Origin of the sequence: Butyrivibrio sp., from assembly GCF_015056685.1 — a bacterium.
GTDB lineage: Bacteria > Bacillota > Clostridia > Lachnospirales > Lachnospiraceae > Butyrivibrio.
Genome location: NZ_SVFW01000024.1, coordinates 1 through 25,524 on the forward strand (window position 1 = coordinate 1; position 25,524 = coordinate 25,524).

Sequence of the window (25,524 nt, forward strand, 5' to 3'; positions counted from 1 at the left end):
CTACACCCTTAGCAGGGGCGCCTCTTCAGCCACTTGAGTATTTCTCCATGCCTGAATCCCTCTACCAATATGTGGTTTTGAATTCATGCGCCTATGTCTAATAACCAAGACGCAAATGTAATTATACAAAGACCCAAAGGCTTTGTCAATTGTTTTCTCACTATTTATTATATACCAAATTTCTTTAAATCAACTTTTCCATTTATAACTTCAACGCCTTCTTTTAAAAGAAGACTCTCCTGCACACCTTCTCCAAAAGCAAAATTGCCCGCGAGCTTTCCCTGTGAATTAACCACTCTAAAGCATGGTATGTTATCAGGGTCCGGATTGTTATGCAAGGCATTACCTACAGCTCTGCACATTCTCTTATTTCCCGCCATTTCTGCAACCTGTCCATATGTAGCAACATGACCTTTTGGAATTCTTTTCACAACTTCATATATCCTTTTTGTAGGCGAGTCTGTAATAGGTAAAGACAGACCATATTGAATAACTTCTTCTCTCGACTTCATTTAGTATTACCTTCTAGTTTTTCTCATAAAGATTGTTTCCTTTAGAATCAATTACTACAATTGCAGGAAATCTCTCAACTTTAAGCTTTCTGATAGCTTCGGTGCCAAGGTCATCATAGGCAATTACTTCTGACTCTACGATAGCTTTGGACAAAAGAGCTCCCGCTCCGCCAATAGCTGCAAAGTACACTGCGTCATTTCTTATCATGGCATCTATTACTTCTTTTGATCTTTTGCCTTTTCCAATCATTCCGCCGAGACCAAGGTCAAGTAATGCCGGAGCATATTTGTCCATTCGGCTTGCAGTTGTGGGGCCAGCGGACCCTATTGGGCGTCCTTCTCTTGCAGGTGATGGTCCCATATAGTATATGAGATTTCCTTCCATATCAATCGGGAGTGGTTCTCCTTTGGCAAGCGCTTCAGACATTCGCTTATGGGCTGCATCTCTTGCTGTGTATATGGTTCCTGTAATATAAACCATATCGCCTGCCTTAAGTTCCTTCATTTTATTCTTATCTACGGGAGCCTGAATTTCTATATCCATATTGTTGTCTTCCATACTCTTTCAATTATGTATTTTTGCCGCTTCATTTATAAAAGCTTGTTGTCCACATTTAATGTACAATTACTTTTATTTATCCACATTACTTTGGTCAATATTCATTATTACAGTGTCTTCGTCACATGTCTGTTCACATGACAGCATATATTAACTGCTACAGGAAGTCCTGCAATATGAGTCGCATAAGTATTGATGTTTACTGCAAGAGCTGTTATTTTCCCGCCAAGACCGGCCGGGCCAATACCTGTCGAATTGATCATTTCGAGGATCTCTTTTTCCATATCACAAACGTATTCTATCTCAGAATGTTCTCCAACAGGTCTTGTCAATGCTTCTTTTGCCATTTCCGCGCACTTCTCAAAGGTTCCACCGATTCCAACTCCCACTACCATAGGAGGGCAGGCGTTTGGACCCGCATCTTTTACTGCCTGTACAACTGCTGCCTTGACGCCTTCTTCGCCATCAGCGGGCTTAAGCATGAATACACGGCTCATATTCTCTGAGCCAAATCCTTTAGGCGCGCAGGTGATCGTAACCTTATCACCAGGCACTATATCATAATGAATTACAGCAGGGGTATTATCTTTTGTGTTCTCTCTTATCAGCGGATCTCCTACAACCGACTTTCTAAGATACCCTTCTGTATATCCCTGACGAACGCCTTCATTTATGGCATCGTTTAAATTTCCGCCCACGAAATGTACATCCTGTCCAACCTTAAAAAAGAACACGGCCATTCCCGTGTCCTGGCATATTGGAATCTGATCATTTTCTGCAATCTCAAGATTTTCCTGAAGCTGAGCAAAAATCTTTTTCCCAAGTTCTGATTCTTCTTCATTCTTTGCTTTATCAAGAGCTCTCTGCATATCAGGTGAAAGCTTGTAGTTAGCACTGATACACATATCTTTTACTACCTGTGTTATTTCTGAAACGTTGATCTCGCGCATTTAAACCCCTTGTATATTATTTATAATCTGCCATATATTCCTTGATGCCATGATTTAACGCACTTTAGAATATATGGTTTATAGAAAAATAAGTAGACCCACAATGTGTGAATCTACTTAATATAATATCAGCCAATAATTGTATCTTTTATCTGAACAAGTTCTTCTGCTGAAGGACTTGTAGGATTCCAAAGAATCTTTTGTCCATCATTTTCATATCTTGGAATTACGTGAAGATGAAAATGCATAACAGTCTGACCTGCTACAGGTCCGTTGTTCTGCACAAGATTGAGTCCGTCACATGCAAGCTTCTCTTTCATAAGACCTGCTACTTTTTTAGCAACCTTAATTGCTCCTGCTGCCTTTTCTTCAGGAATTTCAAAAAGATCTGCGTAATGCTCCTTAGGAAGGACCAATGCGTGTCCCTTTGTGGCAGGGCCGTTGTCCAAAATTACTCTGAAATCGTTATCCTCATATATTGTGTTTGATGGAATCTCTCCATTTGCAATTTTACAAAAAATACATCCGTCCATTATGCCAAGCCCTCCATAACTTTATTATTGCTAAATACTACTATATTAATAACTCCCAGCACAAATCCTGTAAGGAATCCTCCCAGATGTGCCGGTGTATTTGCTCCTTTTTGAAAAAAGCACGCTTCAACTACAAACACCAATAAAAACAGCATTCTTACAGCAGTTCCTCTATTCTTGAGAAAGGTCTTTCTGTTGGCTATGATCCAGGCAGATAAAAAACCTACGATTCCCATGATAGCACCGCTTGCTCCAATAGAAAACCATGTAAGATTATTTCTGACCTCATAGGCCATGGAGAGGATGTTACCAAAGAATCCCGATAGCATGTAAAGAACTACATAATAAATATGACCTGTGTAATTCTCAACAACCGCTCCAACAAGAATCAAAATAGCCATATTGTTGCAGATATGGTCGATATCTGCATGGAGAAACATGGACGTGAAAATCCTGTAAAACTCTCCCTCGCCCAATATTTTCTCAGTTACCATGGCGCCGTCAGCATACATCCATTTGGCAAAGTGCTGACTCATAATAAATATGATCACATTCAAAAGAAATATGGCAATACTAATGTAAGCATGTTTATAGATTTGTTTCTGTCTTTCCCAAAATTCTTCTTCCTGCATATATGTCACCAAAAATTATCAGCCTTTTGTTTCCATAAGTTCAAAGAGTTGATCCATGCTTCTAAGGAGTTTAAAATCTCCCTTCATCTTTATGCTTCCGGCCATAAAGGCTCTTTGGAATGTCATATGACCATCAAGGATTTCTTCAAATATTTTCTGGTCTGTGGAAATAACCACGTCGCACCCTTCCTCTTCAGCCACACGGCAGCTGCACTTTGAATTGTTTATATCGATAATGATGGGTTTAAGCTTTCCTCCATCAATGAAGTTTATTCTGTACTTGGCATTTATGCCTGCCACAGGAGTAAACTTCTTTAAAAGAACTTTCGCATATTCCTCAGAATTACCTGATGCTGCGCCATCCTGTCCCATCTTATCCCTGAAGATGCTTGCAAGTTCCTGAAGATCTTCTTTTTGTTTCTTTACATATTTATCATCTGATGCATATTCCGAAAGCTGCTCAGATTCCTGAGGTGTGAGATCAATGCTGTTGGCAATTGCAACTTTATTGATAACCGCCTGATTGCTGGCAGGGAAAACAGGCATCTTTTGATTTATTGTCCTGTAAATGTTTTCAGCTTTTTTATCTATTATCTTGGTATACTCAGGGCTGTTCTCCAGCTTTGTTGTATCAGCGATGTATCCGCATATTCCCTCGCAGGGAAGTCCCCCAAGCATCTCCCAGGCAGCCGCAAGACTCATCATGCCTTCGCGCTCTCCATGGGTTGTAGACATGACAACCGGTGCCATGTATATCTGCTTTATCTTCTCTTTGTCGCCATAGAGCCAGCATGCATCCAAAAACTGCATCATGTAGCCGCCAACACCGAACCATTCAACTGTAGATGCAAGAATAACTCCATCCGCATCCTTCAAGGTGTTGGGCAAAGCCGTAATGCCGTTTCTCTGCTCATAGAGATTGTACTGCTGTACTTTAACATTTAATTCCTGTAAAACTGCTGTAATCTGCGAGATAACGCATAAGGTGGGATCATCGATGATTCCTCGTCCACCGTAATAGATATTAATCTTCATGAATACCCCTCCAACCAGTTAAGGATAGTATATCACATTTATCGAAGGTCAAAACATATTCTGCCCAATTTAACTTCATCCCCCTCATCAATATAGGTCTTTTTCTGTGCCGCAATCTTAAGGCCGTTAACGAACGAACCATTGGTAGATCCGAGATCGATCAGAGCGATTCCATTCTGATCCTTTACTATCCTGCAATGAAGTCTTGAAACGCTGCTGTCGGGTATAATTCTGTCAACGCAGCCCTCCATCTTTCCTATTGTTATAGGAAGCTTATCAAGCGCTATGCGTATGGTCTTATCAAGGTTTGTGCTGTATAGAGTCATCTCTTTTTCTTCATTATCTGTAAGAACTACTGTCTCTGCGTCGCAGTAGTCATTATGAGACCCGGATGTCATCTCGCCGGAAAAAGACGAAGTTACTCTGACCGGAGATTTGTAGGCTTCGTAATTTTCATCCTCAAAATCATCGTAATCCTCATAGGTCTCGTTATCATCCATTTCTTCTGTGGCTTTGTTTTCTTTTAAAGTCCCAGTTCCCTTCATAGTCTTTATCCCGCCAATAAGTGCCACAGCTCCCGTAATTCCTGATATTAGCATGATTCCTATAGACAAAAGATTCTCTTCCTTAGTTAGTATATAGTTCATTCTCACATACATTATTCCTGCAATAACAGCTATGAACATGAAAAAGAAAAGTATCTGAACTTTTCCACTAAGCTTCCTTTTTGAGCGCTCCATTCTGCTTTCTTCCACAGGGTCATCCTCAGGCTCATCAAAGCTATACTCATCCTCTGCGTAGAAATCCTCCTCAACCGGCTTTTGCTCTTTTTCCTCAACATTCTTCCCAAGAACATCTTCAAGAACATCCAAAAAGAGCATCTCTTTTATATGGGCTTTATCGCACAGATCATAGATCATATCAACAGCGCCCTCGTCGTCATGATCCACAATATCAAGAAGCTGCTCCGCAAACTCCTCAAAGCTCTTTTGTTCCTTAAGATAGGGGTAATACATAAAGCTGTACTCGCCTGATGAGAGATTTACAAAAACATTTTTTGTATCCAGAACTATCCCCTCTTCACCCATGAGAAATTCTGAGAGATTCTCCATCATTTCTTTCATATCTGAGAGGAGCTTTAAAAGCTGATCTTTACCAAGACCTTTAGCAGAAAACCTGTCAGCAATATTTATCATTGATGTAATGTCATAATATAAGAAGTTTTCCTGATTGATTGCTCGTATATTGCACTTTAGAAGCCTTTTTACTCTCCCGCTTTCAAGGATTTTCAGCTGATACTTTGCGTCTTTGTTCTCTTCATCGTTATCACAGTTACAGACCATGTAGCTATGCTTTAGATCTCTATAAAATTTAAATTCCATTTCTTCTCCTATTCCAAAAGTCCTTCCCCAAGATCTTTGTATCTCTTTATCTTTCTGATATGCCTGATGCAGTCCAGGTCTTTGGCTCTGCCTGCTGCCATGTAATCCCAACCGGTTTTTGGTTTCAGGAAAAAGTTGCCCATGGCACGGGTCCGCACATTCGCATATCCCCTAACAATCACTTCATTTCCATTTACTTCTGTCTTTATAACAGGCTTAGTACTCCCAAAATACTTATTTCCAAGCTTCTCATCTACCTTTAAATACTCTTTCGAATCGGCGATGCTTGTTCTGAATGCCAGAATATACGCATCCTGTGACAATATGCACCTTCCATATAAATAGTAGGCAAAAGATATTATGATTACGAAAACACATATGACCATGGGCACAATAAGTGAGGCCTCTAAGGTCATATACCCTTTTAATCTACGCAAACATACTCACCACCATTCCCGCAAATATAAATGGGACAAAGGGGAATGTGTCATTTCTTTTTGCCTTTCTTATTGTTATAAGGAGGATTGACATGATCCCACTTGTAAAAAGAGCTATCGCTATTCCAACAGCAAGTTTACTGATTCCAAAGGTCATACCTATTGCCAGGATTATCAGCCCATCTCCGTAGCCCATGCTTTGACGGCTCAAAAGAGCCAAAAGCATCATTACAGCTCCCGGAATAAGGCATATTGCCAGGTCCTCAATAGTTCTTTTCCCATTAAATAAAGCTATTGCTCCATCAGAAAGCGATAAAAAAGCCATACAGATGACAATCCATAGAGATATCTCCTTTTTTCGAATATCAGAAATAGCCGATAGCATCAGTAAAAAAAGCTGAGTTATATTAAAAATCATTTCCATATTATCCTCCGCATCCACTGCAGGAGTGCCTTCCTCCTACTTCAGAGATTGGTATTGTGTATATCTTTCTTTTAAGCCCCGGGCAGTCGACCTTGCTGTGATATCTGTTTCCATAGTCAGTTATGAACACGTTTCCACCATGCACCTGCTGCCCGCAGTATTCACAGGGGTAGTATTTTGAGCCATCATTATTTCTTGATTTCCCCAGTTCGTTATATGAAATGCTTCTGGTGCTTGTTTTCAGATATTTACAGTTTATGTCCCTGTGATAGACTTCTCCATGCTCGGTAACATAGACCATTTCTTCTTCAGAGGCTTCTTTATAGCCCCCACCTTCAAGGTCATATCCCGTCCAGGCATGGCCAAAAAATCTTCCTTCCACCGGAAACTCTCTAAAGCCCACAATTGGGATCATAGGCTTTACCTTGTAGGCCGCTACAATATCTATGTAGTCATTTCCTAAGAGAATCTGAGAGGACAAAAAGCTAAGTTCTCCTCCCGAAACAATCCCCTTTTTGAGTTCTTCTCCAAGGTAGTTTTCCACATTATTTTTGGCATATAGTGTAGATACAGCTCCGACAGCTGTGGAAAGGGCGGAGTTTTCTACGCCGACCACTTCTTCTGCGCTCTTTTCATCAAAAGCAAGAAGCATCATTTCACTCCCAGTCTGGTGCAAAGCTGCTTCTACATCGCACTGGATCTTGATGATGTTAAAAAGCATAAGGATGTTTGCAAAGAAGAACAAAAATAGGGGAAGTGCTATGGAGGCTTCAAGGGTCATAGAAGCAGTTAGAGACACTTCTTTTCTGATCACCTGGAGAAGCGACTGAATTATCCTTTTATTTTTTGTATAAGAAGTGCCTTTAGCTGCTCCTATTTTTGGTGTCTCACTCCTCATAACCATACACTCTTTCGATTGTTGCTCCATAACCATAACTTGTTCCTATTTCAATCTCTGCCCTAAAACAGTCAAGACAGTGATCTATTCTAAAATCTGCATTTCCTGCAGTTTTCCTTATGTCCATCTCCATTATGTCCATTAGCCTCTGTGTCTTTTTATCAAAATCAGTCATAAAAACTATCATCCGGAGATAATCCCTGTAATACAGCCCTTCACCACAGTCTCCTCCATCGCTGTCCCTGAAAGAGAACATGGCTTCTAATCCCAGGCGCCAGGTATCATCGCTTTTCATCAATGGAACCCTTCCTCCACTGAACAGGATTCGGAGGTCCGAAACACTCTCCGCAAAGGTCCATGCGAACAGTATTGAATATTTCACCAGTTCTTTTAACTCCGGAACCATCATCACTGCGGTCAAAAGAGATGCCATAAGATCTGCCGCATCGACTTTTGGCCTGCAGTTAAAAAGGTAAAGCATATTTGAGGCCTGCCTCCAGAAAAGAAGCGTCTTTGCTACCTGTTCAAGGTTGGCGTAGTCGCTGCTCTCGCCATAAGCCAGATACTCCATCTGATATTTCAAGAGAGATTTGTCCATCTCAGCGCCGAAATATCCGCACTTTTCATAGTAGTACTGCTCGATAAGAGCTCTTTTGGAGAGTGACATATCAAGCCCATCATCAAGACCTGTGCCTTTATTCTTTTCTCTGTGGGATACATATTCAGAAAGATTCACTGACGCATCTGATATGCGGGATTTGTCGGGAATAGCCAGACTTAAAGCGCCAATTCCTCTTTGAGAATTGACTGTATCTGCAGGGTTTCCAAGGCTTATCTGTTCCTCTTCGCCCTCTTCATTAACTATAGTAGGAAGTTCAACCGCATCTATCTGTTCCTGATTTTCTCTTGCCATCTCATCTACATCCGTCGTGTCAAATCCGGATTCCTTAAGGCTTCTGACATTCTCCTCAACATCTGTAACAAGACTCCCCATCACGTCTGCACCCATATAGGCAAGGATCTGCCGGTTCAGCACTGCGCCATCATTATCTGTGGCAAAAGAGCTGCCGGTAATCTTAGCATCCTTGCAGTACATGCCAAGCATGGTGTTTCGCCCAAGTGCCCTGCCCTGAAGCGATAGCTCGAGATTTTTTTGGACATAGTTTCTTAGATGTTCTTCTGTATTTACAATAGAATGACTTCCCGTTCCATAAGAAGTATCTACCATTAAAAGGCCATACTGCTCATAAAGCTGTCTGCTGTATTCTGCAAGAACAGAATTCATGGAGATGTCTGCCACGCATTCTGTCTTCATTTTTACTGCTCCGATCCTGGCTCCTTCATATAAAGCCAGGACCAGAGAAAGTATTATCGTGATAGAAAGGGATAGATAGACGGTGAGATACCCTTTAGTTTGTAACCGCACGGGTTTCCTGTCTGATAGTTTTAAAGACATCTTCGACAATTCCTGAAATCTGCTCCTTGAACACGATTACCAGGCCGATCAGAACTACGATTATCAGTATAACTTCTACTGTTCCCATTCCGGATTCATCATTCCAGAAATTTTTAATTCCTGTCATGATCCCTTCTCCGATTGCTTTTGTCTTTTTTACTAATTTATTCATTTTTCCTCCTTTTGCGCTCTGCGCTATATTTGTAAAAGCAGCATCTGCTATTACTTAAAATGCCATGTATGCCGGTATCATGATCATCACCATGACCACAAGAAGCATAAGTATCATGGGAAAAAGCAGTTTAGTTCCCGCTTCTTCACCAAGTTTCCTGACTGTATCCATTTTTTCATTGAAAGCGTTCTTTGATTCTTCATTAAGAACTTTTAATAGTTCTCCATTACCCTTTCTTAAGTTCTGTGAAAGAAGTGTGGAGAGTCTTGAGTATTGCTGACTTGCGCACCTTGCGCCAAACCTTTCATAGGCTTCTGCTTCAGATATTCCACTTGCCAGCTCTCTGCAGGTTCTCACCAGCTCTTCGTAGACGAAGCGCTTTTCTTCACCTTTTTCTCTTTCTTTAATGTAGTTTTTCCCAAGCTTTTCAAAAATATTTCTGACTGTCATCCCTGCTCCAAGGTAAAGAACAAGCTCAGACACCAGCTGCGGATAGTCTGTAAGCATCTGTAGATTTCTTTTTTCCATTTCTGCCTTAAGTTCTTTATCTTTTACCATGTAGCACAGGCAGGCGCCTATAATTGCCAGCGCCAATATGAGGATACTATTATCCTCAACATGCTCTGACCAGATGATCTTTTCTCCTTCAAGGTCTGTTGGGAGCTGTATTTTTTCATCATAAGTAGTCTTCCCGTCTGCTTCTTTTAGCAGATCTCCCAGATTTTTGGCTATTCTCTCCTTAGGCGAAAGAGCTTTTGGAAGCAAACGCATTACAAATTCCTGCTGCCATGTCTGTTCGTTATACTTGTAAATCGCCGTTACATTAACCAGTGAACCCTCTTTGGGAATCTTGTCCGTCTCAAGACTTCCGTCAGAATGCATGAGTTCAAAGTTATCAAGTTTCCACGAAATCAAAAATGGATATCCAGGAACGCTATCTATTAAATTTATGTCATCTCTTATCTCATCAAACGTTGGATTATCTTTTAGTATTAGTTGTTCAGCCTCTTTACTTGCTCTTTCAAAGAGCTCATTTGCTTCCTCGGCTGAATAAAGTCTCTCATTTACAAGGAAATCATATTCACCAATTTCCTCCCCGGTTTCATTTTGGGCCAAAAGACTGGCCTCAAACTCACCTTCCCCATAGTTTTTTCTGTAAATAATGCTTCCATTTTCCAGATACTTACTATTTCTGCTACTTATGAACACTGCTGCCGCCAAAAAACTTCCGGCAAGCATCATCGCCAAAACAATAGAGATCTTTCGTATAAAATACTCTGTCTCCATTTGTTCTATGTCTTTTCTGTTGTTTAGGGCCAAGAGATACCCTCTGATTTTTCCTTCTTCAATGGGCCTCTTTTTTCTACCAGTCTTTTCATAGATAAAAAGCGCTATCTTAAGAAATTCTCTGCTTATACCTTCTTCATTTATTCCTGAAGGCAGAGTCATATCTTTTGCCTTGATCCATAAGACAAAAAGAACTATCGGCGGTATAAAATATAAAACAATCATCTTTTCTTCCTTGCTTTGGGTATAGTTAAACTACGATATTTATGATCTTTTCAGATAATAGATATGCTGCAAGATACACGAGCATACAGATAGTCATAAGAACAATTCCAAACGGGTTATGATACAAAGGATTAAAGAAGCCTTTGCTGGTCAGACCTATATAAAAAATAATGAAAAATGGCACGCCATTCATTATTCTTGCTTCCATTCTCTTAGCACTTACCAGGACCTCGATTTCCTTTTCCACTTCTATCTTTCTTGATATTACAGAAATGGTCCTGCTTATAATTTCTGTCAGGTTTCCACCGGTTCTTTTGGCAACAGAAAAGACGATCGCAAACTCCAAAATATCTTTGTTTTCGCTTTCAACGCCAAAGTTATACAGAAGTTTTTCAAGTGGAATATTGTTTTTTAGTCCTTTGAGAATTCTGTGAAGATGATCACATATCAGACTCTTTTTTCCGTATAGAAGTTCTATGTCTCTTGTAGCCTCTTTAAAGGCATTTTCAACGGAATAACCCGCCTTAAGATTTGTAAGGACTGCGGCTATCGCGTCTTTAAACTGTATTCCTAAAAGTCTGCAGGCTCGTCTCTTTAAGATTTTTTTCTGGTAAAAGAACCAAAAAAGAGAAAGAGGCGACAATATGGCCATCGCCACATATGAGTCATAGAAAACTTTTCCGAAAAGTACAACCACTCCTATTCCCTGAAGTGCAATAGGGATGTCACTGATATTGGGACGGTAGTTTAAAACCTGCTGCCACAAGCTTTTCAGTATTCTTAAGTTCACCGGTTTTCCTCCATGATCCTACTATTCTCCCCTCTTTATCCACATCGTTTTCCTCAAACCTGAACAATTGGTTTACACATATTTTCCCGGTTAGAGGATCCAACTCTTTTTCAAGTTCACATATTTCCAGCAGTTTCCTTGATCTGTCCCTCAGCCTTCCAAGGTGTACAATAATGTCAATTCCAGAAGCTATCTGACCTCTGACTGCAGATAGGGGGATTTCCATTCCCATAAGGACCATGGTCTCCAGTCTTGAAAGCATGTCACCTGCGCTGTTAGCATGACCTGTTGACATTGACATGTGGCCGGTATTCATGGCCTGCAGCATATCAACTGTTTCCTCTCCTCTGACTTCGCCCACTACTATCCAATCCGGGCGCATTCGGAGGGAGGACTTGATAAGATCCCTGATAGTTATCTCTTTGCAGCCCTCAACATTGGCATTTCTGGCTTCAAGCTGAACCAGATTGGGAACCTGCCTTATCTGCAGCTCTGCATTATCCTCGATAGTTATAAGTCTTAGATCCTTAGGGATAAAATTGGAAAGTGCATTCAAAAAGGTTGTCTTTCCTGACCCGGTTCCACCTGAAATGAAGATGTTATACCCCGCCTTTACCAGGACTTTGAGGTATTCCTTAAGATATTCAGACAAAGCTCCAAGATTTATCAGATCATCCATGGAAAAGGGATTTTCCGGAAATCGCCTTATAGTTATGATTGGGCCGTTTAAGGCTATAGGATTGAGAACCACATTGATACGTGACCCGGAAATCCTTGCATCTACTATAGGCGATGCTTCATTAACTACTCTGTTGCAGGAGGCAACAATCTGCTGGACAACATCCTGAAGTTTTTCTTCTGACTCAAAGCGGCTTTCACTCTTAAATATTGAGCCATTTTTTTCAACAAAAATATTGTCTGTGCCGTTTACCATGATTTCCGTGACATCAGGGTCATCAAGCAGCTCCTGAAGAGCATCCAGCTTTCTTATAGAGTAAAAGACCTGCATTCTTACCTGTTTTCTTTGATTGGTGGAAATAGATAAGTGCCTTATTTCATCAAAGAGGGCCTTATCAATAAGCTCCAGCATCTCATCATCGGAAATGTCTTTGGAAAAATCCATGTCTTCGATTACTCTTTGCCTGACCCGAAGTTTTAGCTCATCAGCCTGCTTTGCCACTGATTATTTCCTCCTTCTTTAGAAGGTCACAGGTAAATCGGGAAAAAGAAGCAGTATCTTTTACGTCTGGAAGACTGATCTTTATGGTTGAAGCAAAAATATCTTCATATCCATTTTGCCTGAGTACATCTTCATACATCTCAATTCTGTAGGCATCAGCACCTGTCTGCCTTGTAATGGTAAACAGCTTGTCGCAGAGCTTTAAGATATCAAAGAATCCTTCAGGATATTCCGACAGATCAAGCAGTACATATTCATATCCCGCCTCGTGCACCAAAAGATCAATGAGCATCTTTAGTGATTCGGCGCTAATATCTCTGATCTGCATTGCAGTCCTTGCCGGCATGATAACATCAAGATTTCCAACTGCCTTTTTTATTTTTTCAAGATAAATACAAAACTTGTTTTTATCACCTTCTGAATAATACATAAGGTCGGTGATACTTCCATCAGATTCAACATTCAGGATTTTGGGAAGAGATGAGAAGCTGTCAAAGCTAAGCATGATTGTTCTTCCATAAGACGAGAGAATTTCTCCCATTTTCAGAGTTAAAGATGTCTGTCCACATTTAGATATTGGTGAAAAAAGCCCGATTACTTTTCCTTTATCGCTGTTAAAGCCTGCAGTCAGGCCATCAAAGGATTCTGCCTTTTCCGCACAGAAATCAACTATCGTATCAACTATCTTTCCAGCCTTTTGGTATTTTGTCGTATGGGCTATGTTCTGTTCGCCAAAAGAGCTTTCTTCCTCTTTTACACCTACAAAGTCTTCATCAAGGATCAGTATATTTTTAAAGTGCTCTGTTCCCGCTATTTCCCTAAGTTCCATAAGCGCTGACTCAGACACGATCAGGAGCGACGCCGTATTTTTCCTGGCGAAGTCCACCAAAATATCTACAGAAGTAAATGCTTCAATTTTAAATTTTAGTTTTAAGTTTTCTTTTAAATACTCGTAAAGCCTTCCGCAATAGGTCTCATCAAGATCACAGAGCGTTAGCAGTGGCCTTGTCATAATGTACCTCCAATAATAAACAATGCACTAATAAGCACCGGTACCGCAAAGTGTATCGTTCTTTTTTTGTTTCTTTTAAAGATCAAAATAAAAAGTGAAATAATACCAGCTATCAGGAATGATAGAATGATGCAGGAAAATGTGTCCTGCACTGACATAAAGGATGCTGCCGTCATGAATAACTTAACGTCTCCTGCGGCAATGCCTTTAAAAAGATATACAGGAAGCAAGATAACAAACGAAAAAGCGATTGCTGTCATTGCAGCCAGTAGAGATTCCAGCCCGCCCAAGGCTGCTGTGATGATTCCAACAAGTAATCCGGGAATCAACCAGAGATTATAAATCTTGTCTTTGTAAAGATCGGTAAATACCGCTCCAGACAAGAGGGTCAACAAAACCGTATCTATATAAGCTCACTCCTTTCTGTTTTTCTTCGAGCTCGCGAATATAGAATTTATCAAATTTGAGTTTTGTTGTAAACCCCCTTTTTCTGAATCGTCACTTTGCATAAATTAATTCAAACTACATAGCCTCTGTTCATGGAAAGTGCTGTAACATCTTCGTTTAAGCTGTGTTTTCCGTATGTGAGGCCTGCATAGACTTTCTGAGTGTTGTTCATCATAGGTTCACTGTTATCATTTTTTTCCAGCTCCCTGTAGGCTTCGTGAAGAGCTTTGATATTTTTCTTCACTCTCCAAATTCTATGAAGACTATGATTTGCTCCGGAAACAATTAATTCTTTTTTCGAAAAAATGTAAATTTTATGGAGCATTTTTCCCAAATCTGTGTGCAGATTTACTGAACGTATTAATTCGTCCAAACAGTTCTGAGCTTTTAATAAGCTCTTTTCACCCTCAGATTTCTGTCCGACGCTTATCTCATCCAGCGCATCGTTGAGATAGTCAATGATCATCTCGTAAAGAATAGTTATCATCTGGGTTTTGTTGGCCTGAGTTATTTTTAATGTGAATTCCTGTTTTTTCTCCTGAGTCATGTGGCACCTCGATTCGTTACAAGTCAGCGTTTACGGGTTACTGCAGAAGCTGTAACACCTGTGATGGTCTCTCATTGGCCTGTGCCATCATAGATGTTCCTGCCTGTGAAAGAACCTGCTGAGTTGAATAAACAGTCATTTCCTCTGCCATGTCTACATCCATGATCCTCGAATAAGCTGCAGTCATATTTTCAACTGTTATATCAAGTCCGCTTACTGTGTGTTCAAGTCTGTTCTGATAAGCACCAAGTCTGCTTCGAATTGCACTGATCTCTGAAATAGCATTCTTGATGCTGTCGATTCCCTCTCTCGCACCGACTTCATTGGCAAGATCAAGGTTATAAAGTCCAAGGGTCGTAAGAGAAATCTTATTTATTCTGATGTCAAGGGTCTGACCCTCGTTTGCGCCGACCTGCATTGTCATGGCGCCCGTTGTTGTAAGTTCCACATTGAGGTCACCGGCATATGGCTCATCAATCTGAATTGAGAGCTTTTTTCCTGTGCTGTCCGACAATGTAAGAACGTCCTCCTGGATTGAAACAAGCATATTGTTTGTCATGTACTCTTCGCCATCTTTATAGATCTTAATATCTTTTAGGACTTCTTCTTCGCAGAAGATTCCTTTTTTATCAACTCCGGTTGTACCAACAAGATTTATATAGCTGACATTTAGACCGGTTATCAGATAAGAGCCCTGATCCATGTTGTCAGAGTATGTGCTTACTTTAATGTTTGGATTGGTCTTTCCATCCTGATCGGTTACATATCCTTTCAGGTCAAAAGAGCCATCGAGAATGCTCTGGCCATTGAACTGAGTTGTGTCGGCCATTCTTTCTATTTCTTCTTTCAAAAGAGTTACCTCTGCCTGGATAGTCTGACGATCAGAGTCAGTAAGGGTTCCATTACTTGCCTGAACAGCAAGTTGATTCATTCTCTGAAGAACTTCATGAATCTCAGATAGCGTTCCATCTGCAACCTGAACAATTGAGATCGCATCATTTGAAGAAGCGTTTGCTACTCCAAGTCCTTCTATCTGGGAATTCATTCTTCTGGACATTGCAAGGCCTGATGGATTATCTTTGGCATTTGCAATCTTAAGACCACTTGATAATCTCTCTAGAGATTCAGAGAGAAGTTTGTCGTTTTTCTGAAGTGAATTATTCGCGATCATAGCTGATACGTTGTAGTTAACTTTCATTTTTACCTCATTTCTGCACGTACCTGGCTCTTATCAAAGAGCTTCAATAAATGCTTTTGCCATTCTAAGTAATGTACCTGTATTTGTAATTTTTCTTTCGCCGTCCATGGCCTTTGCATCAATCGTGCTGCTAATTTGAGGCACCTTCACTCCATAAAGGATTCCTATCTGATTTTGGTCTACACCCAGATCCTTTATCTTTTCTGAAAGTTTCCTGCACAGCTTCTCTTTTACACCTACAAGATATTCAGACTCTTCGCGGCTTTCCGACATGGAAGTGGTGATCATTCCTTTTATTGATCCACCTTCTTCGTAGAGACTGGCTGTTAAAAGCCCATACTCATAGGTCTGAATACTTGCGTCCATCCTTGTTTTTAAAGTGTCATCGCTTTTTAGGGTGACATGCATCGAAACGCTGGTTCCTTCTATTTCCACAGGAACATCGAAATCAGCATTACCCGATGCTTTTTTCATAACTGAAATCTGTTTCTGCATGAGCGTGATAGCTTTCACATCGATGTAGCTATCTTCTGTGCTCATCAAAGCCTCTGTCAGTTTTTCTGAAATCTGATCCAGCTTTTGTCTGTAAGAATCTTCATAATTATCTTCATCAAGAAGTGTCAAAAGATCTTCTTCGTCCTTCTTGATAGAGCCATCAATTTCCGAGGCTTTATCCCAAAGCTTTCCTCTTTTTCGCTCTCTCTTGTTTTCGATCATGGCTTCCAGGTTGTTGAAGTTTAACTCAACCTGCTCAGTTTCCATTTCATCTATAGCTGCCCCGGCTTCTTTGGATTCGCCGACCTCTCTGATATGCCTTAGATTTTCTTTTGTATACGCCTTCTCAAGTTCCTCATCGATGTCGCTTTCACTTAGCTTTTGGGAGAGCTGTGTTAAAAGAGTATTCTTTTTAGGATCTGCTGCCTTAAGTTTTTCAGGTTCAAGATTCTCGTATACTATATCGGCATGAGCCTTATAAAACATAAATGCCGAATTGATCTGTTTATCAATTCTTTCTCCTTGAGCGCTATTTATGCTCTCAAGGCCACCAAACGCATCGTCTACTGTATAATCAATTCCGCGATCTGCCTTCTTCTGAGTTCTTGTGGCATCAAGAAGATTTCCTAAGGTCATCTCTTTTCCTGTCTTTAAAAGATCACCTATTGCCTTGTGATCATTTGCCTTCAGGGTATGAAAGAGTCTGTAGATTCCTATAAAAGTTTTTCTTTCTTCTTTAGTTATTCCGTTGTTCTTTTCAAGCTTATATAAAAACTTTGAGTATTTCTCGTCGGATTTTTTACCGGAGTCATTCTTGTTATTTCCGAACTGGTTCTGATCAAGGTCTTTTGACAGCTCTTCTATGGTCATTCCGAGCGGATTTTTCCCGTTACGGATAAGATCCAGCACAGCTCCGGGCTTAAGTCTGTCCATAGTCTCTTTAAGTCTGAGATCATAAGCTCTTACTTTTTCAAAATTCTCTTCATTTATTTCAAGGGAATTGTAGCCAAGAATCCTTATTGCCCTTCTGTTTTCATCAGTGATCTCTTGTCCCAGATCCGCAAGTCTCTCATCAACATTTCTAAAGGCTTTTTTGATGCTGTCTCCAAGATCTGCTCTCGGAGCAGTTTCCATCTTTTCATAGCCTTCTCTTGCTGCCCTGAATTTCTGAGTAAGGTCAAAAGAGACACTGCTGATTTCCGAGAGAGTTGCTGTCTCAATATGATCAAGCATGGCCCCTGTCACATCTACAGGCCCCTGTTTTATAATATCTACTCTGGTCATAGTCATACTGAAAATGTATGCTTTATTTTCAGCATTGACCTGAGTTTTTTCGTCTATTATTCTTCCTGCCAACTCACCTGACAGGCTCTTTAGCTCTTCCTTTATAAGCTCTACAAATTTCTCCATCGGCTTTAAGTCGATTTCAAAATTCTTATCAGCCATTTTAGAGTTTGCCTCAGCACTCATCTTTATCCTGCTTTCTTCAAGCTGTAATCTCTGGGTCAGAAGCTTTTTTGATGAGCTTTCAGGATCATGAAGATTTGCTTCTTTGGCAGCTTTCCCATCAGCAAGAGCTGCTGCTATAGCCTTTGCTCCAAGCTCTGTTGTCACAGGAAACTCTATTTCTTTTATATCAATTACTGCTTCAAGATTCTCTTTAGTAAGAGGTATTCCCTGCTCAATAGTCCACTTTGCCTGCTCGATGTTAGTTTCATCACTCTCATCAAGGCCGCTTTCCTTAACTATCTTCTCTATCTGGGGGCGAACCTGCTCAAGATCAAGGTTATCAGCTTTTTTTGCGTAATACCCGTAGGAATCCTGGGCATAAAAGCCTCGACCATTTGCATTTTGTCCATTGGTACTATGCTGGGCCAAATAGATATTGTTGATGGTAGGCTCTTTCCCATTAAGAACAAGGTATTTGACCGCAGAGTCATCTATTTTTTCAATATCAGATATCTGCTCAAATGCCTGCTTTGCCTCACTAACATTTTTAGTTGTAACTGGAATATCGTTTTCTGAAAAGCTCTTTAAAAGAGCTGATGCAAAAGACCTGTTTCCAGTGATCTTTTCAAGCTTATCAAGGCTAAGATCATCGTTGTAACCTGTGATAACTGTCCCTGCTTCTAAGAGGACACTTTTTATCTTATCCATTATGGTTACAGTCTCTGCGCTATTTAGATTTCCAAAATCAAATCCACCTTCAAGGACAGCTGCGTAGTCCTCATCAGACATGGTATTTGATAAAAGAGCCATGTAATTATGCTTATTTTGAACATCCGTGTTCTGTGCCAGATTCTTTACATCATCAAGGCTTTTTGTGCTCTGCGCATATGCATCGCTGCTAAAAAAGCTTGAATCCAGATCAACCATAAAAGAGTTTGCCTTTGTCTGCTCTATTCTGTTTGATCCTGTATAAATCCTATTATCTGCTTCCGTGCTTTTGATAATCTGTTCATTAGCTGACCTCTTGTCGCTAATAGTCTGAAAAGTTAAACTCATATATGCCTTTCTACGGAAACTTGTTTGTACGAAAAAAGGTGATGGATATCATCCATCACCTTCTATTTCGGCTCTTAGGAAAAAAATCTTAAGATTTCTTTTGGGTTTTCTTAGTCTGGAAAACAAAGACCTCTGCTCCATAGGGCGGCAGATCAAAGGTTATACTGTAGTCCTTGTAATCGCAAAGTCCTTCAACCGCTTCTATCTTCTTTGGAATGTTACTACCAAATCCGCCAAATTTCTTTTCCGCGCTGTCTAATATATGAGTGTAAGTGCCAGCAAATGGAACTCCAACCATGAAGCCCTTTCTCTCAACAGGCGTCATGTTAAGAACAAACAGAACATTGTCCTTACCATTTATAGCTCTTCTATAGAAGCTGTAAGTACTGCGCTCCTTATCATCGGCATTTATCCACTCAAATCCGCCCCAGTCATCATCAACTTCATATAATGCAGGGTATTTTCTGTACATTTTAAGGAGCTCGCCCACATAGTCCTTCATTCCTCTGTTGAGATCATTTTCAAGGAGGAACCAGTCAAGCTCTCTCTTTTCGCTCCATTCTCTCTCCTGTCCAAATTCCTGTCCCATGAACAAGAGCTTTTTACCTGAATGTCCAAACATGAATGTGTATCCGGCACGAAGATTGGCGTACTTATCAACCTGATAGCCTGGCATCTTCTCAACCATAGAGCACTTCAAATGAACAACCTCATCGTGAGATAGAGGTAAAATATATTTCTCAGAGCTGTTGTAGCTCATGGCGAAGGTCATCATATAATGTGCGCCCTTCCTGAAATATGGGTCAAGCTTCATATATTCGCAGAAATCATGCATCCATCCCATGTTCCATTTAAAGGCAAAGCCCAGTCCGTCCTCTTCAGGCGCAGCTGTAACCTTAGGCCAAGCCGTAGATTCTTCTGCTATTGTAAGAACCTGTGGATAAGTTCCTCTTACTACGCTGTTAAAGTGTTTAAAGAACTCAATCGCCTCAAGGTTCTTGTTGTCGCCATATTTGTTTGGAACCCACTGACCATCTTTCTTACCATAGTCAAGGTAAAGCATGGAAGCAACCGCATCCACTCTAAGACCATCTACGTGGAATTTCCTTATCCAAAAAAGAGCATTTGCGATAAGGAAGTTTTTAACTTCCGGCTTTTCAAGATTGAATATCTTTGTACCCCAGTCAGGATGCTCTCCCTTCCTTGGGTCCGGATGCTCATAGATACACTGGCCATCAAAGCAGGCAAGACCAAACTCATCTGTTGCAAAATGCGCTGGTACCCAGTCAAGGATTACACCAATGTTATTCTTATGAAGCTTATTCACGAGATACATGAAGTCTTTAGGCTCACCATACCTGGATGTCGGTGCATAATAACCTGTAACCTGATATCCCCATGAGCCATCAAAAGGATGTTCTGCAATTCCTATAAGCTCAATGTGGGTGTATTGCATCTCTTTTAAATACTCGACAATTCTGTCAGCAAACTGTCTGTATGTATAAAATCCATCTTCTGTGCCATCGGGATGTTTCATCCAAGATCCTATGTGGCACTCATAAATTGATAAAGGTTGACGATTTATGTCTTTTCCCTTATTGTTGTCAAACCACTTTGAATCAGTCCACTTAAATCCGGAAAGATCTGTAGTCCTTGATGCATTGCCCGGACGAAGCTCTGCAAAGTTGGCATAAGGATCTGCCTTGTAAAGCTTTCTTCCATCCTGAGTTGTAATAAGGTATTTGTACAGTTCTCCTATTCCTACCCCCGGAATAAATCCTGTCCAGATGTTTCCTGTCTTTGTCCTCTCAAGACGGTTTGCATTTTCATCCCAGTTGTTAAAAGAGCCAACTACATGAACATCTGCAGCATTGGGCGCCCATACGGCAAAGAAGTATCCCTTTTTCCCATTTTCCGTTGAAGGATGCGCTCCAAGCTTTTCATATATTTCGTAATGCGTTCCCTGACCAAACAAATACTCGTCTGCTTCGGAAATAAATACTTTTTCTGCCATAAACAGCCCCCTCAAATTTTTAAAGTATTTAATGCATAAAGTCTTTTTCTCTTAAAATAACCATGTCGTTTTCGTCATAGCGCTTGTTGACGATAACATCTACAAAATGAGATATTGATCTCTTCTCTGCGTAGTAAATTGCGTCATCAATGATGTCTTTTACCTCAGAAACAGTTACCTCATGGTCAAGTGTCTGTCTCTCTGAAATTCTGGTGTGAAGAGCCAGAATTCCGAGGTTATCAATAGAATACTCTTTTTCAAGAGCATACTGTTTTGCGTACGCTACAAGTGAATCATCGTCGAGAGCTTCTATGTCAACTCTTACGTTAAAGCTCTGTTTGAGAGATGGATTCTTATCAAGGAATCTGTTCATATCCTCCTTGGTATCTTCCATTACGATGATAAGGCCCTTATTCTCTTCCTGAAGCACTTTTAGAAGTTCGTTTACTGTTTCAGGCTCAAGGTCCGCTGCTCTTTGTATGATAAGTGCTCCGTTTGCAAGTTTATCAAAGATGCTTCCAACACTCTTTTTATTGAGAGTGTTTGCTGTTATCTTGGCAACCTTACCACTGAAGTTGGAATCAGATGCCTGCACTGCCTTTATAAGACCCTTGGCAAGGTTAACTGTTCCTGCGCCTTCTTCACCGGTCACGATAGCATTTCCGCTAAATGCATCCATGCTCATGTTATCGATAGCATTGATAATCTGGCGTCTTGACTTTTTGTGGTGGATATATGGTCCAAAGAGCTGCTTCTCTTCAGGAGTCATTGTCCTTACGCGCTCTTCGATCTCTCTGTTTCCAATATGTCTCTTAGCTGCGCCGTTCTCAGCTTTTTTATTATTTTTATCTTTTTTCTTATCTGCCTTTTTATTCTTTTGAGGCTCTTTTGGCTCTTCAGACTCCTTGGACTTTTCAGGTGATTTTTCTTCTTCCTCATCATCCTGATCTTCTTCGTCTTCTTCAGAATCTTCTTTTTCTTCTGTAGCTTTCTCTTCTACAAGAGCTTCATCCTCTTCTTCATCTTCCTCTTCTGAAGATTTATTTGAGGTTTCTTTTTCCTCTTCCTTAGGCTCTTCTACGTCCTTGGCTTCTCCGTCATCAAGCTCCTTGGAGTCTTCTTTTTCAGGCTCCTTAGCATTTTTCTCTTCAGGCTTTTGGTCTTCTTTTGCCTCTAAAAGATCCTCTTCTACGATCTTCTCAAGCTCTGCTGTCTCATCAAGGAATACCTCTTCCTTGCTATCTGAAGCCTCATCGAGTTCCTCGGATTTAATAACATCGTCAACTGCATTGTCGATTATATCTTCTTTATTCTTGGACCAGTCGCCTCTTCCTGACGCTTTTTCATGACGTTCTCTCTTCAAAGCATCAGCAATTGCCTTCTCCATCTTTTCCTGAAGGCCGACTTTTGTCTTTTCATCGAAGTCAGCAAAAAGATCTCCTGTCTCCTCAGCTACAAGTTTTTTAACTCTCTCAAGCTGCTTCTCCTGCTGGCTCTTTTTATAGCTCTCCCAGTTGAGCATGTATTCGTCGATACTGATCTGACCTGTTATCTGCTTTTCAACTTCAGGCTCAGGCTCAACAGCCATCGATATCTGACCGTCGTATTCCTGTGAAAGGAAATTGTCGAAATGGCTTGGTGCCTGGTATGCAGCGTTAGGATGGATAACCGCTCCCGGAACTTCATCCTCAAGTGGCTTCTCATCATATACAGGAGTATGGCTTACTTTTTCCTCACCCAAAATTGGGCCGTTTCCACCATACTTAATCTCAATATTCATGGAAGGCTCTTCCGGAATAGCACTGTCTTCCTGCTCCTCAAGATCTTTTTCTGCTGTTGCCTGTGCAAAGATCTCCTGCATTCCCATATCAGATTCTTTTTCTACTTCAAAAATCTCTGATGTTATAGGCTGAACAGGGCTGACAGGGCTGGTTTCCTGATCTGTTACAGGAGTATAATTCAGCTCCTGATCAGGATCGCTGTCGTTCATGACTGCCTTTAGATTCTCGGCAAGTGCCTCCTGAAGGTTCATAGTGTTATACGCACTTACATCAACAGATGGCTCTTTTATTTCGCTGATATGTGGATAAACAATCCTGTCCATTTCTCTGGTAGGACTGTCTGAAGAAATATCTGATGTATAGGTTTCCTCTGCAGGCTGACTCTGTTCTGCAAAAGAATCCTCGTGTGCAGAAGCATTATATGCCGCAATATCTGCATCTGTTACAGGTGGCATTTCTTTGGTTGGCTGTTTGATCTCAACAGTGCGTGGATCATCATTGCCGACCTGATCAAGAGCCTTGTCTATAACAACGCTCTTATCAACGTATCCGCCGTGAGCCTGTTTATATCTGACATATCTGTCCTGCTGTTCCTTGGAAAGAGGCTCATGAAGCGCCTTAAGTTCAAGGGCCTTCATAACATAATTGCCATCACCAAGCCACAAAAACATCTCATCACAGGTCTCGATACACTCTGTTGTGAGACCTACGCGATGATACAAGTATGCCAGCTCATATACCCATTTTTCCTTGTAGTCGTGTTTTTTGTACTCTTCAAGAACAGCTATTCTCTCTTCAAGGCTTACATCCTGTGCCTCATAGAGCTTGTACTGAAGGATATACCTTCCTGTATCCCTTGGAGCTATTCTTACGAATTCTTTGTAATACTCAACTGCCTGAACAAACTCACCCATTTTAATAGCAAGTTCGCACAAAGAATAAACTATAGCCCTACCTGTAGGGTGTCTATCGTAAGCCATAAGGAGAACATCTCTGCTCTCTTCATAGCGCCTGTTTATCTTATACAGATCGCTTATCATGCAAAGCATCTGCACGCTTCTGACCTTTTTCCAGTCAATTGTGTCCGCGATCCTAACTGCTTCGGCAAATCTGCCTTCCCCCACCAGAGCTTTTATTTCGTCAGCTCTGATCTTGTACTCAACTTTATCCAAAATATCCACCTCTTTGGTGCCTAAAATACTATATATAGTGTTAGTTTATCATAGCACCACTGCTTTGTAAAATGTCTGAAAGCTCCGCAAACTGTGATAATGCGAGAACTTCGCCCCTTGCTTTTTCGTCAATCCCCATTTTTACAAGAGCATCCTTAACCTGGTCTCTTGTGACTCTCAAAGAAGGGTTATTTGAAAGAGAATTAGACAGCGTCTTTCTTCGCTGATTGAAGGCTGTTCTAATGATCTCGAACATATACTTTTCATCTTTTACCCGAACCGGTCTGTTCTCATGTCTTTTGAGATAGACAACTGCAGATCCGACTCCGGGCTGTGGAATAAAGCAACTCGGAGGAACATCCATGATGTTCTGTGCCTTTGCATAATATGCAACCGCAAGTGAAAGAGATCCATAATCCTTGCTTCCCGGCCCCATTACCATCCTGTCTGCAACCTCTTTTTGAACCATTACTGTTACGCTCTCGATTGGAACGCCGCTTTCAAAAAGTTTCATTATGATCGGAGTTGTAATGTAATATGGAAGGTTGGCGACTACCTTGATAGGCTTGCCTCCATTGTACTCTTTGACAATAGCCTCTATATCAACCTTTAGTACATCCTCATTTATGACAGTGACATTATTATACTCTGAAAGAGTATCTGCCAAAACAGGTATCAGTGTCTTATCTATCTCAACAGCAACAACCCTTCCTGCTGCCTCTGCAAGATACTGAGTCAGAGTTCCGATTCCGGGTCCTATCTCCAGAACACAGTCGTCTCTTGTAACACCTGCTGCCTCAACTATTCCATCCAGGACATTTTCATTTATCAAAAAATTCTGACCAAACTTCTTTTTGGCACTCATATTGTATTTGGCCAATACCTCTTTGGTCTTTGTACTATTTCCTAAATATGCCATTTACACCTCCGCAACAATACCATACATGCGCTTGGCATTCTCGGTTGTCTGTCTGATCACTTCTTCTTTTTCAATGCCCTTAATAGCTGCTATAGCATCTATAACATAAGGCAGATTCAAAGAGCTGTTCCTCTTTCCCCTGAAAGGTTCAGGTGAAAGATATGGACAATCAGTTTCAAGTAAAATCTTTTCCATAGGTGTCTGCTCAACAACCTCTTTTAATTTCTTGCCATTTTTAAATGTTATTACTCCGCCGACTCCTATATAAAAACCCATATCCACACAGATCTTAGCAACTTCTTTTGAATATGAAAAGCAGTGTACAACGCCGCCAATCTCCTCAGCGTGCTCACTCTTCATTATCTCAATAGTATCTGCAGCCGCGTCCCTTGAATGAATGATCACAGGAAGTCTTTCCTGCCTTGCAAGCTGCAACTGCCTTCTAAACCACTTTTTCTGAAGCTCAGGTGAAGGATCAGGCCAATGGTAATCAAGCCCTATCTCTCCTATAGCAACACACTTGGCATCTGTGCTCCATTCTCTTAAAAGCTCAATATTATCCTCATTAAGCTCTTCGACTTCACTGGGATGAACTCCAACTGCTGCATATATAAAATCGTATTTATGAGCAAGCTCTAAAGCCCTTGCTGTAGAATCTATACTTGCTCCCACGTCAACCACATGATCAACACCCGCTGCCTTAACAGCTTCAATAAGCTCTTCTCTATCTATATCAAATTGCTCATCATCGTAATGAGCATGTGTATCAAATATCATTATTTCTCCATAAAAAACTTCATCTTTTGGGTTACCATAAATACAATACCACAAAAAAAGCGGTCTGAAAACCGCATAAATACGCACTTTTTAAAAAAATTTAAAAAAACTTGAAAAAAGTACTTGCATTAATGTCTATGACGTAGTAATATATCACTTGTCGTTAAGAACGGCACACAAATAAA

Annotated in this window: 23 protein-coding genes and 1 pseudogene; all 24 read right to left on the reverse strand. The window is 40.7% G+C overall.

Annotated features, from left to right (window positions below):
• Window positions 1-167: 167 nt before the first annotated feature.
• Window positions 168-467 (reverse strand): annotated as a pseudogene (locus E7303_RS09855) (MGMT family protein); the annotation flags it as partial.
• A gap of 58 nt (window positions 468-525) precedes the next feature.
• A complete protein-coding gene (locus E7303_RS09860; RefSeq protein ID WP_292145094.1) occupies window positions 526-1,056 on the reverse strand; it encodes a Fe-S-containing hydro-lyase in 531 nt (176 codons plus the stop codon).
• 122 nt (window positions 1,057-1,178) lie between these two features.
• Window positions 1,179-2,021 (reverse strand): fumarate hydratase, encoded by an 843-nt coding sequence (locus tag E7303_RS09865; protein ID WP_292145096.1) that lies wholly within the window; start codon window positions 2,019-2,021, stop codon window positions 1,179-1,181.
• Between the two features lie 128 nt (window positions 2,022-2,149).
• Entirely contained in the window at window positions 2,150-2,554 is a 405-nt protein-coding gene (locus E7303_RS09870) for an HIT family protein (protein ID WP_022772093.1), read from the reverse strand.
• A complete protein-coding gene (locus tag E7303_RS09875; protein ID WP_292145097.1) occupies window positions 2,554-3,186 on the reverse strand; it encodes a rhomboid family intramembrane serine protease in 633 nt (210 codons plus the stop codon). Before E7303_RS09875 ends, E7303_RS09870 begins: the two co-directional genes overlap by 1 nt.
• Window positions 3,187-3,204: 18 nt before the next feature.
• Complete coding sequence (locus tag E7303_RS09880; RefSeq protein ID WP_103869894.1) at window positions 3,205-4,221, reverse strand: SCP2 sterol-binding domain-containing protein; 1,017 nt, start codon at window positions 4,219-4,221, stop codon at window positions 3,205-3,207.
• 38 nt (window positions 4,222-4,259) lie between these two features.
• Entirely contained in the window at window positions 4,260-5,603 is a 1,344-nt protein-coding gene (locus E7303_RS09885; protein ID WP_292145098.1) for a DUF6382 domain-containing protein, read from the reverse strand.
• Between the two features lie 8 nt (window positions 5,604-5,611).
• The gene (locus E7303_RS09890) at window positions 5,612-6,040 is read right to left on the reverse strand and encodes a hypothetical protein (RefSeq protein ID WP_292145099.1); all 429 of its coding nucleotides are present in this window, start codon (window positions 6,038-6,040) and stop codon (window positions 5,612-5,614) included.
• Entirely contained in the window at window positions 6,033-6,464 is a 432-nt protein-coding gene (locus E7303_RS09895) for a prepilin peptidase (protein ID WP_292145102.1), read from the reverse strand. Before E7303_RS09895 ends, E7303_RS09890 begins: the two co-directional genes overlap by 8 nt.
• A 1-nt stretch (window position 6,465) precedes the next feature.
• Window positions 6,466-7,362 carry a hypothetical protein gene (locus tag E7303_RS09900; RefSeq protein ID WP_292145104.1) on the reverse strand — a complete coding sequence of 299 codons (897 nt, stop codon included), beginning with the start codon at window positions 7,360-7,362 and terminating at the stop codon, window positions 6,466-6,468.
• Window positions 7,352-8,677 (reverse strand): DUF5702 domain-containing protein, encoded by a 1,326-nt coding sequence (locus E7303_RS09905; RefSeq protein WP_292145105.1) that lies wholly within the window; start codon window positions 8,675-8,677, stop codon window positions 7,352-7,354. Before E7303_RS09905 ends, E7303_RS09900 begins: the two co-directional genes overlap by 11 nt.
• Window positions 8,678-8,771: 94 nt before the next feature.
• Complete coding sequence (locus E7303_RS09910; protein WP_330405673.1) at window positions 8,772-8,990, reverse strand: Flp1 family type IVb pilin; 219 nt, start codon at window positions 8,988-8,990, stop codon at window positions 8,772-8,774.
• 54 nt (window positions 8,991-9,044) lie between these two features.
• Complete coding sequence (locus tag E7303_RS09915) at window positions 9,045-10,502, reverse strand: type II secretion system F family protein (protein WP_292145106.1); 1,458 nt, start codon at window positions 10,500-10,502, stop codon at window positions 9,045-9,047.
• 25 nt (window positions 10,503-10,527) lie between these two features.
• Entirely contained in the window at window positions 10,528-11,292 is a 765-nt protein-coding gene (locus E7303_RS09920) for a type II secretion system F family protein (protein ID WP_292145107.1), read from the reverse strand.
• Complete coding sequence (locus E7303_RS09925; protein WP_292145156.1) at window positions 11,228-12,415, reverse strand: CpaF family protein; 1,188 nt, start codon at window positions 12,413-12,415, stop codon at window positions 11,228-11,230. The genes E7303_RS09920 and E7303_RS09925 overlap by 65 nt, the downstream gene beginning before the upstream one ends.
• A gap of 40 nt (window positions 12,416-12,455) precedes the next feature.
• On the reverse strand, window positions 12,456-13,484 hold the full coding sequence (locus tag E7303_RS09930) for a hypothetical protein (RefSeq protein WP_292145108.1): 1,029 nt from the start codon (window positions 13,482-13,484) through the stop codon (window positions 12,456-12,458).
• The gene (locus E7303_RS18170; RefSeq protein ID WP_442861650.1) at window positions 13,481-13,879 is read right to left on the reverse strand and encodes a prepilin peptidase; all 399 of its coding nucleotides are present in this window, start codon (window positions 13,877-13,879) and stop codon (window positions 13,481-13,483) included. The genes E7303_RS09930 and E7303_RS18170 overlap by 4 nt, the downstream gene beginning before the upstream one ends.
• Before the next feature lie 122 nt (window positions 13,880-14,001).
• Entirely contained in the window at window positions 14,002-14,478 is a 477-nt protein-coding gene (locus E7303_RS09940) for a flagellar protein FliS (protein WP_292145111.1), read from the reverse strand.
• A gap of 37 nt (window positions 14,479-14,515) precedes the next feature.
• Window positions 14,516-15,676 (reverse strand): flagellin N-terminal helical domain-containing protein, encoded by a 1,161-nt coding sequence (locus E7303_RS09945; RefSeq protein WP_292145113.1) that lies wholly within the window; start codon window positions 15,674-15,676, stop codon window positions 14,516-14,518.
• A 33-nt stretch (window positions 15,677-15,709) separates the two neighbouring features.
• Window positions 15,710-18,676, reverse strand: coding sequence for a DUF6240 domain-containing protein (locus E7303_RS09950; protein WP_292145114.1), 2,967 nt, complete (start codon window positions 18,674-18,676; stop codon window positions 15,710-15,712).
• 88 nt (window positions 18,677-18,764) lie between these two features.
• Window positions 18,765-20,690: a 1,4-alpha-glucan branching protein GlgB gene (gene glgB, locus E7303_RS09955; RefSeq protein ID WP_292145115.1), complete on the reverse strand. Its 1,926-nt coding sequence runs from the start codon at window positions 20,688-20,690 to the stop codon at window positions 18,765-18,767.
• Window positions 20,691-20,718: 28 nt separating this feature from the next.
• The gene (locus tag E7303_RS09960) at window positions 20,719-23,643 is read right to left on the reverse strand and encodes a tetratricopeptide repeat protein (protein WP_292145116.1); all 2,925 of its coding nucleotides are present in this window, start codon (window positions 23,641-23,643) and stop codon (window positions 20,719-20,721) included.
• A gap of 40 nt (window positions 23,644-23,683) precedes the next feature.
• On the reverse strand, window positions 23,684-24,562 hold the full coding sequence (gene rsmA / locus E7303_RS09965) for a 16S rRNA (adenine(1518)-N(6)/adenine(1519)-N(6))-dimethyltransferase RsmA (RefSeq protein WP_292145117.1): 879 nt from the start codon (window positions 24,560-24,562) through the stop codon (window positions 23,684-23,686).
• Window positions 24,563-25,339, reverse strand: a complete 777-nt coding sequence (locus E7303_RS09970; protein WP_292145118.1) for a TatD family hydrolase — start codon at window positions 25,337-25,339, stop codon at window positions 24,563-24,565.
• Window positions 25,340-25,524 lie beyond the last annotated feature (185 nt).

Coding starts and splice junctions, on each gene's coding strand:
- E7303_RS09860 (WP_292145094.1), bottom strand. CDS start 1,056: ATGGATATAGAAATTCAGGCTCCCGTAGATAAGAATAAAATGAAGGAA.
- E7303_RS09865 (WP_292145096.1), bottom strand. CDS start 2,021: ATGCGCGAGATCAACGTTTCAGAAATAACACAGGTAGTAAAAGATATG.
- E7303_RS09870 (WP_022772093.1), bottom strand. CDS start 2,554: ATGGACGGATGTATTTTTTGTAAAATTGCAAATGGAGAGATTCCATCA.
- E7303_RS09875 (WP_292145097.1), bottom strand. CDS start 3,186: ATGCAGGAAGAAGAATTTTGGGAAAGACAGAAACAAATCTATAAACAT.
- E7303_RS09880 (WP_103869894.1), bottom strand. CDS start 4,221: ATGAAGATTAATATCTATTACGGTGGACGAGGAATCATCGATGATCCC.
- E7303_RS09885 (WP_292145098.1), bottom strand. CDS start 5,603: ATGGAATTTAAATTTTATAGAGATCTAAAGCATAGCTACATGGTCTGT.
- E7303_RS09895 (WP_292145102.1), bottom strand. CDS start 6,464: ATGGAAATGATTTTTAATATAACTCAGCTTTTTTTACTGATGCTATCG.
- E7303_RS09900 (WP_292145104.1), bottom strand. CDS start 7,362: ATGAGGAGTGAGACACCAAAAATAGGAGCAGCTAAAGGCACTTCTTAT.
- E7303_RS09905 (WP_292145105.1), bottom strand. CDS start 8,677: ATGAAGACAGAATGCGTGGCAGACATCTCCATGAATTCTGTTCTTGCA.
- E7303_RS09910 (WP_330405673.1), bottom strand. CDS start 8,990: ATGAATAAATTAGTAAAAAAGACAAAAGCAATCGGAGAAGGGATCATG.
- E7303_RS09915 (WP_292145106.1), bottom strand. CDS start 10,502: ATGATTGTTTTATATTTTATACCGCCGATAGTTCTTTTTGTCTTATGG.
- E7303_RS09925 (WP_292145156.1), bottom strand. CDS start 12,415: ATGGATTTTTCCAAAGACATTTCCGATGATGAGATGCTGGAGCTTATT.
- E7303_RS09930 (WP_292145108.1), bottom strand. CDS start 13,484: ATGACAAGGCCACTGCTAACGCTCTGTGATCTTGATGAGACCTATTGC.
- E7303_RS09940 (WP_292145111.1), bottom strand. CDS start 14,478: ATGACTCAGGAGAAAAAACAGGAATTCACATTAAAAATAACTCAGGCC.
- E7303_RS09945 (WP_292145113.1), bottom strand. CDS start 15,676: ATGAAAGTTAACTACAACGTATCAGCTATGATCGCGAATAATTCACTT.
- E7303_RS09950 (WP_292145114.1), bottom strand. CDS start 18,676: ATGAGTTTAACTTTTCAGACTATTAGCGACAAGAGGTCAGCTAATGAA.
- glgB (WP_292145115.1), bottom strand. CDS start 20,690: ATGGCAGAAAAAGTATTTATTTCCGAAGCAGACGAGTATTTGTTTGGT.
- rsmA (WP_292145117.1), bottom strand. CDS start 24,562: ATGGCATATTTAGGAAATAGTACAAAGACCAAAGAGGTATTGGCCAAA.
- E7303_RS09970 (WP_292145118.1), bottom strand. CDS start 25,339: ATGATATTTGATACACATGCTCATTACGATGATGAGCAATTTGATATA.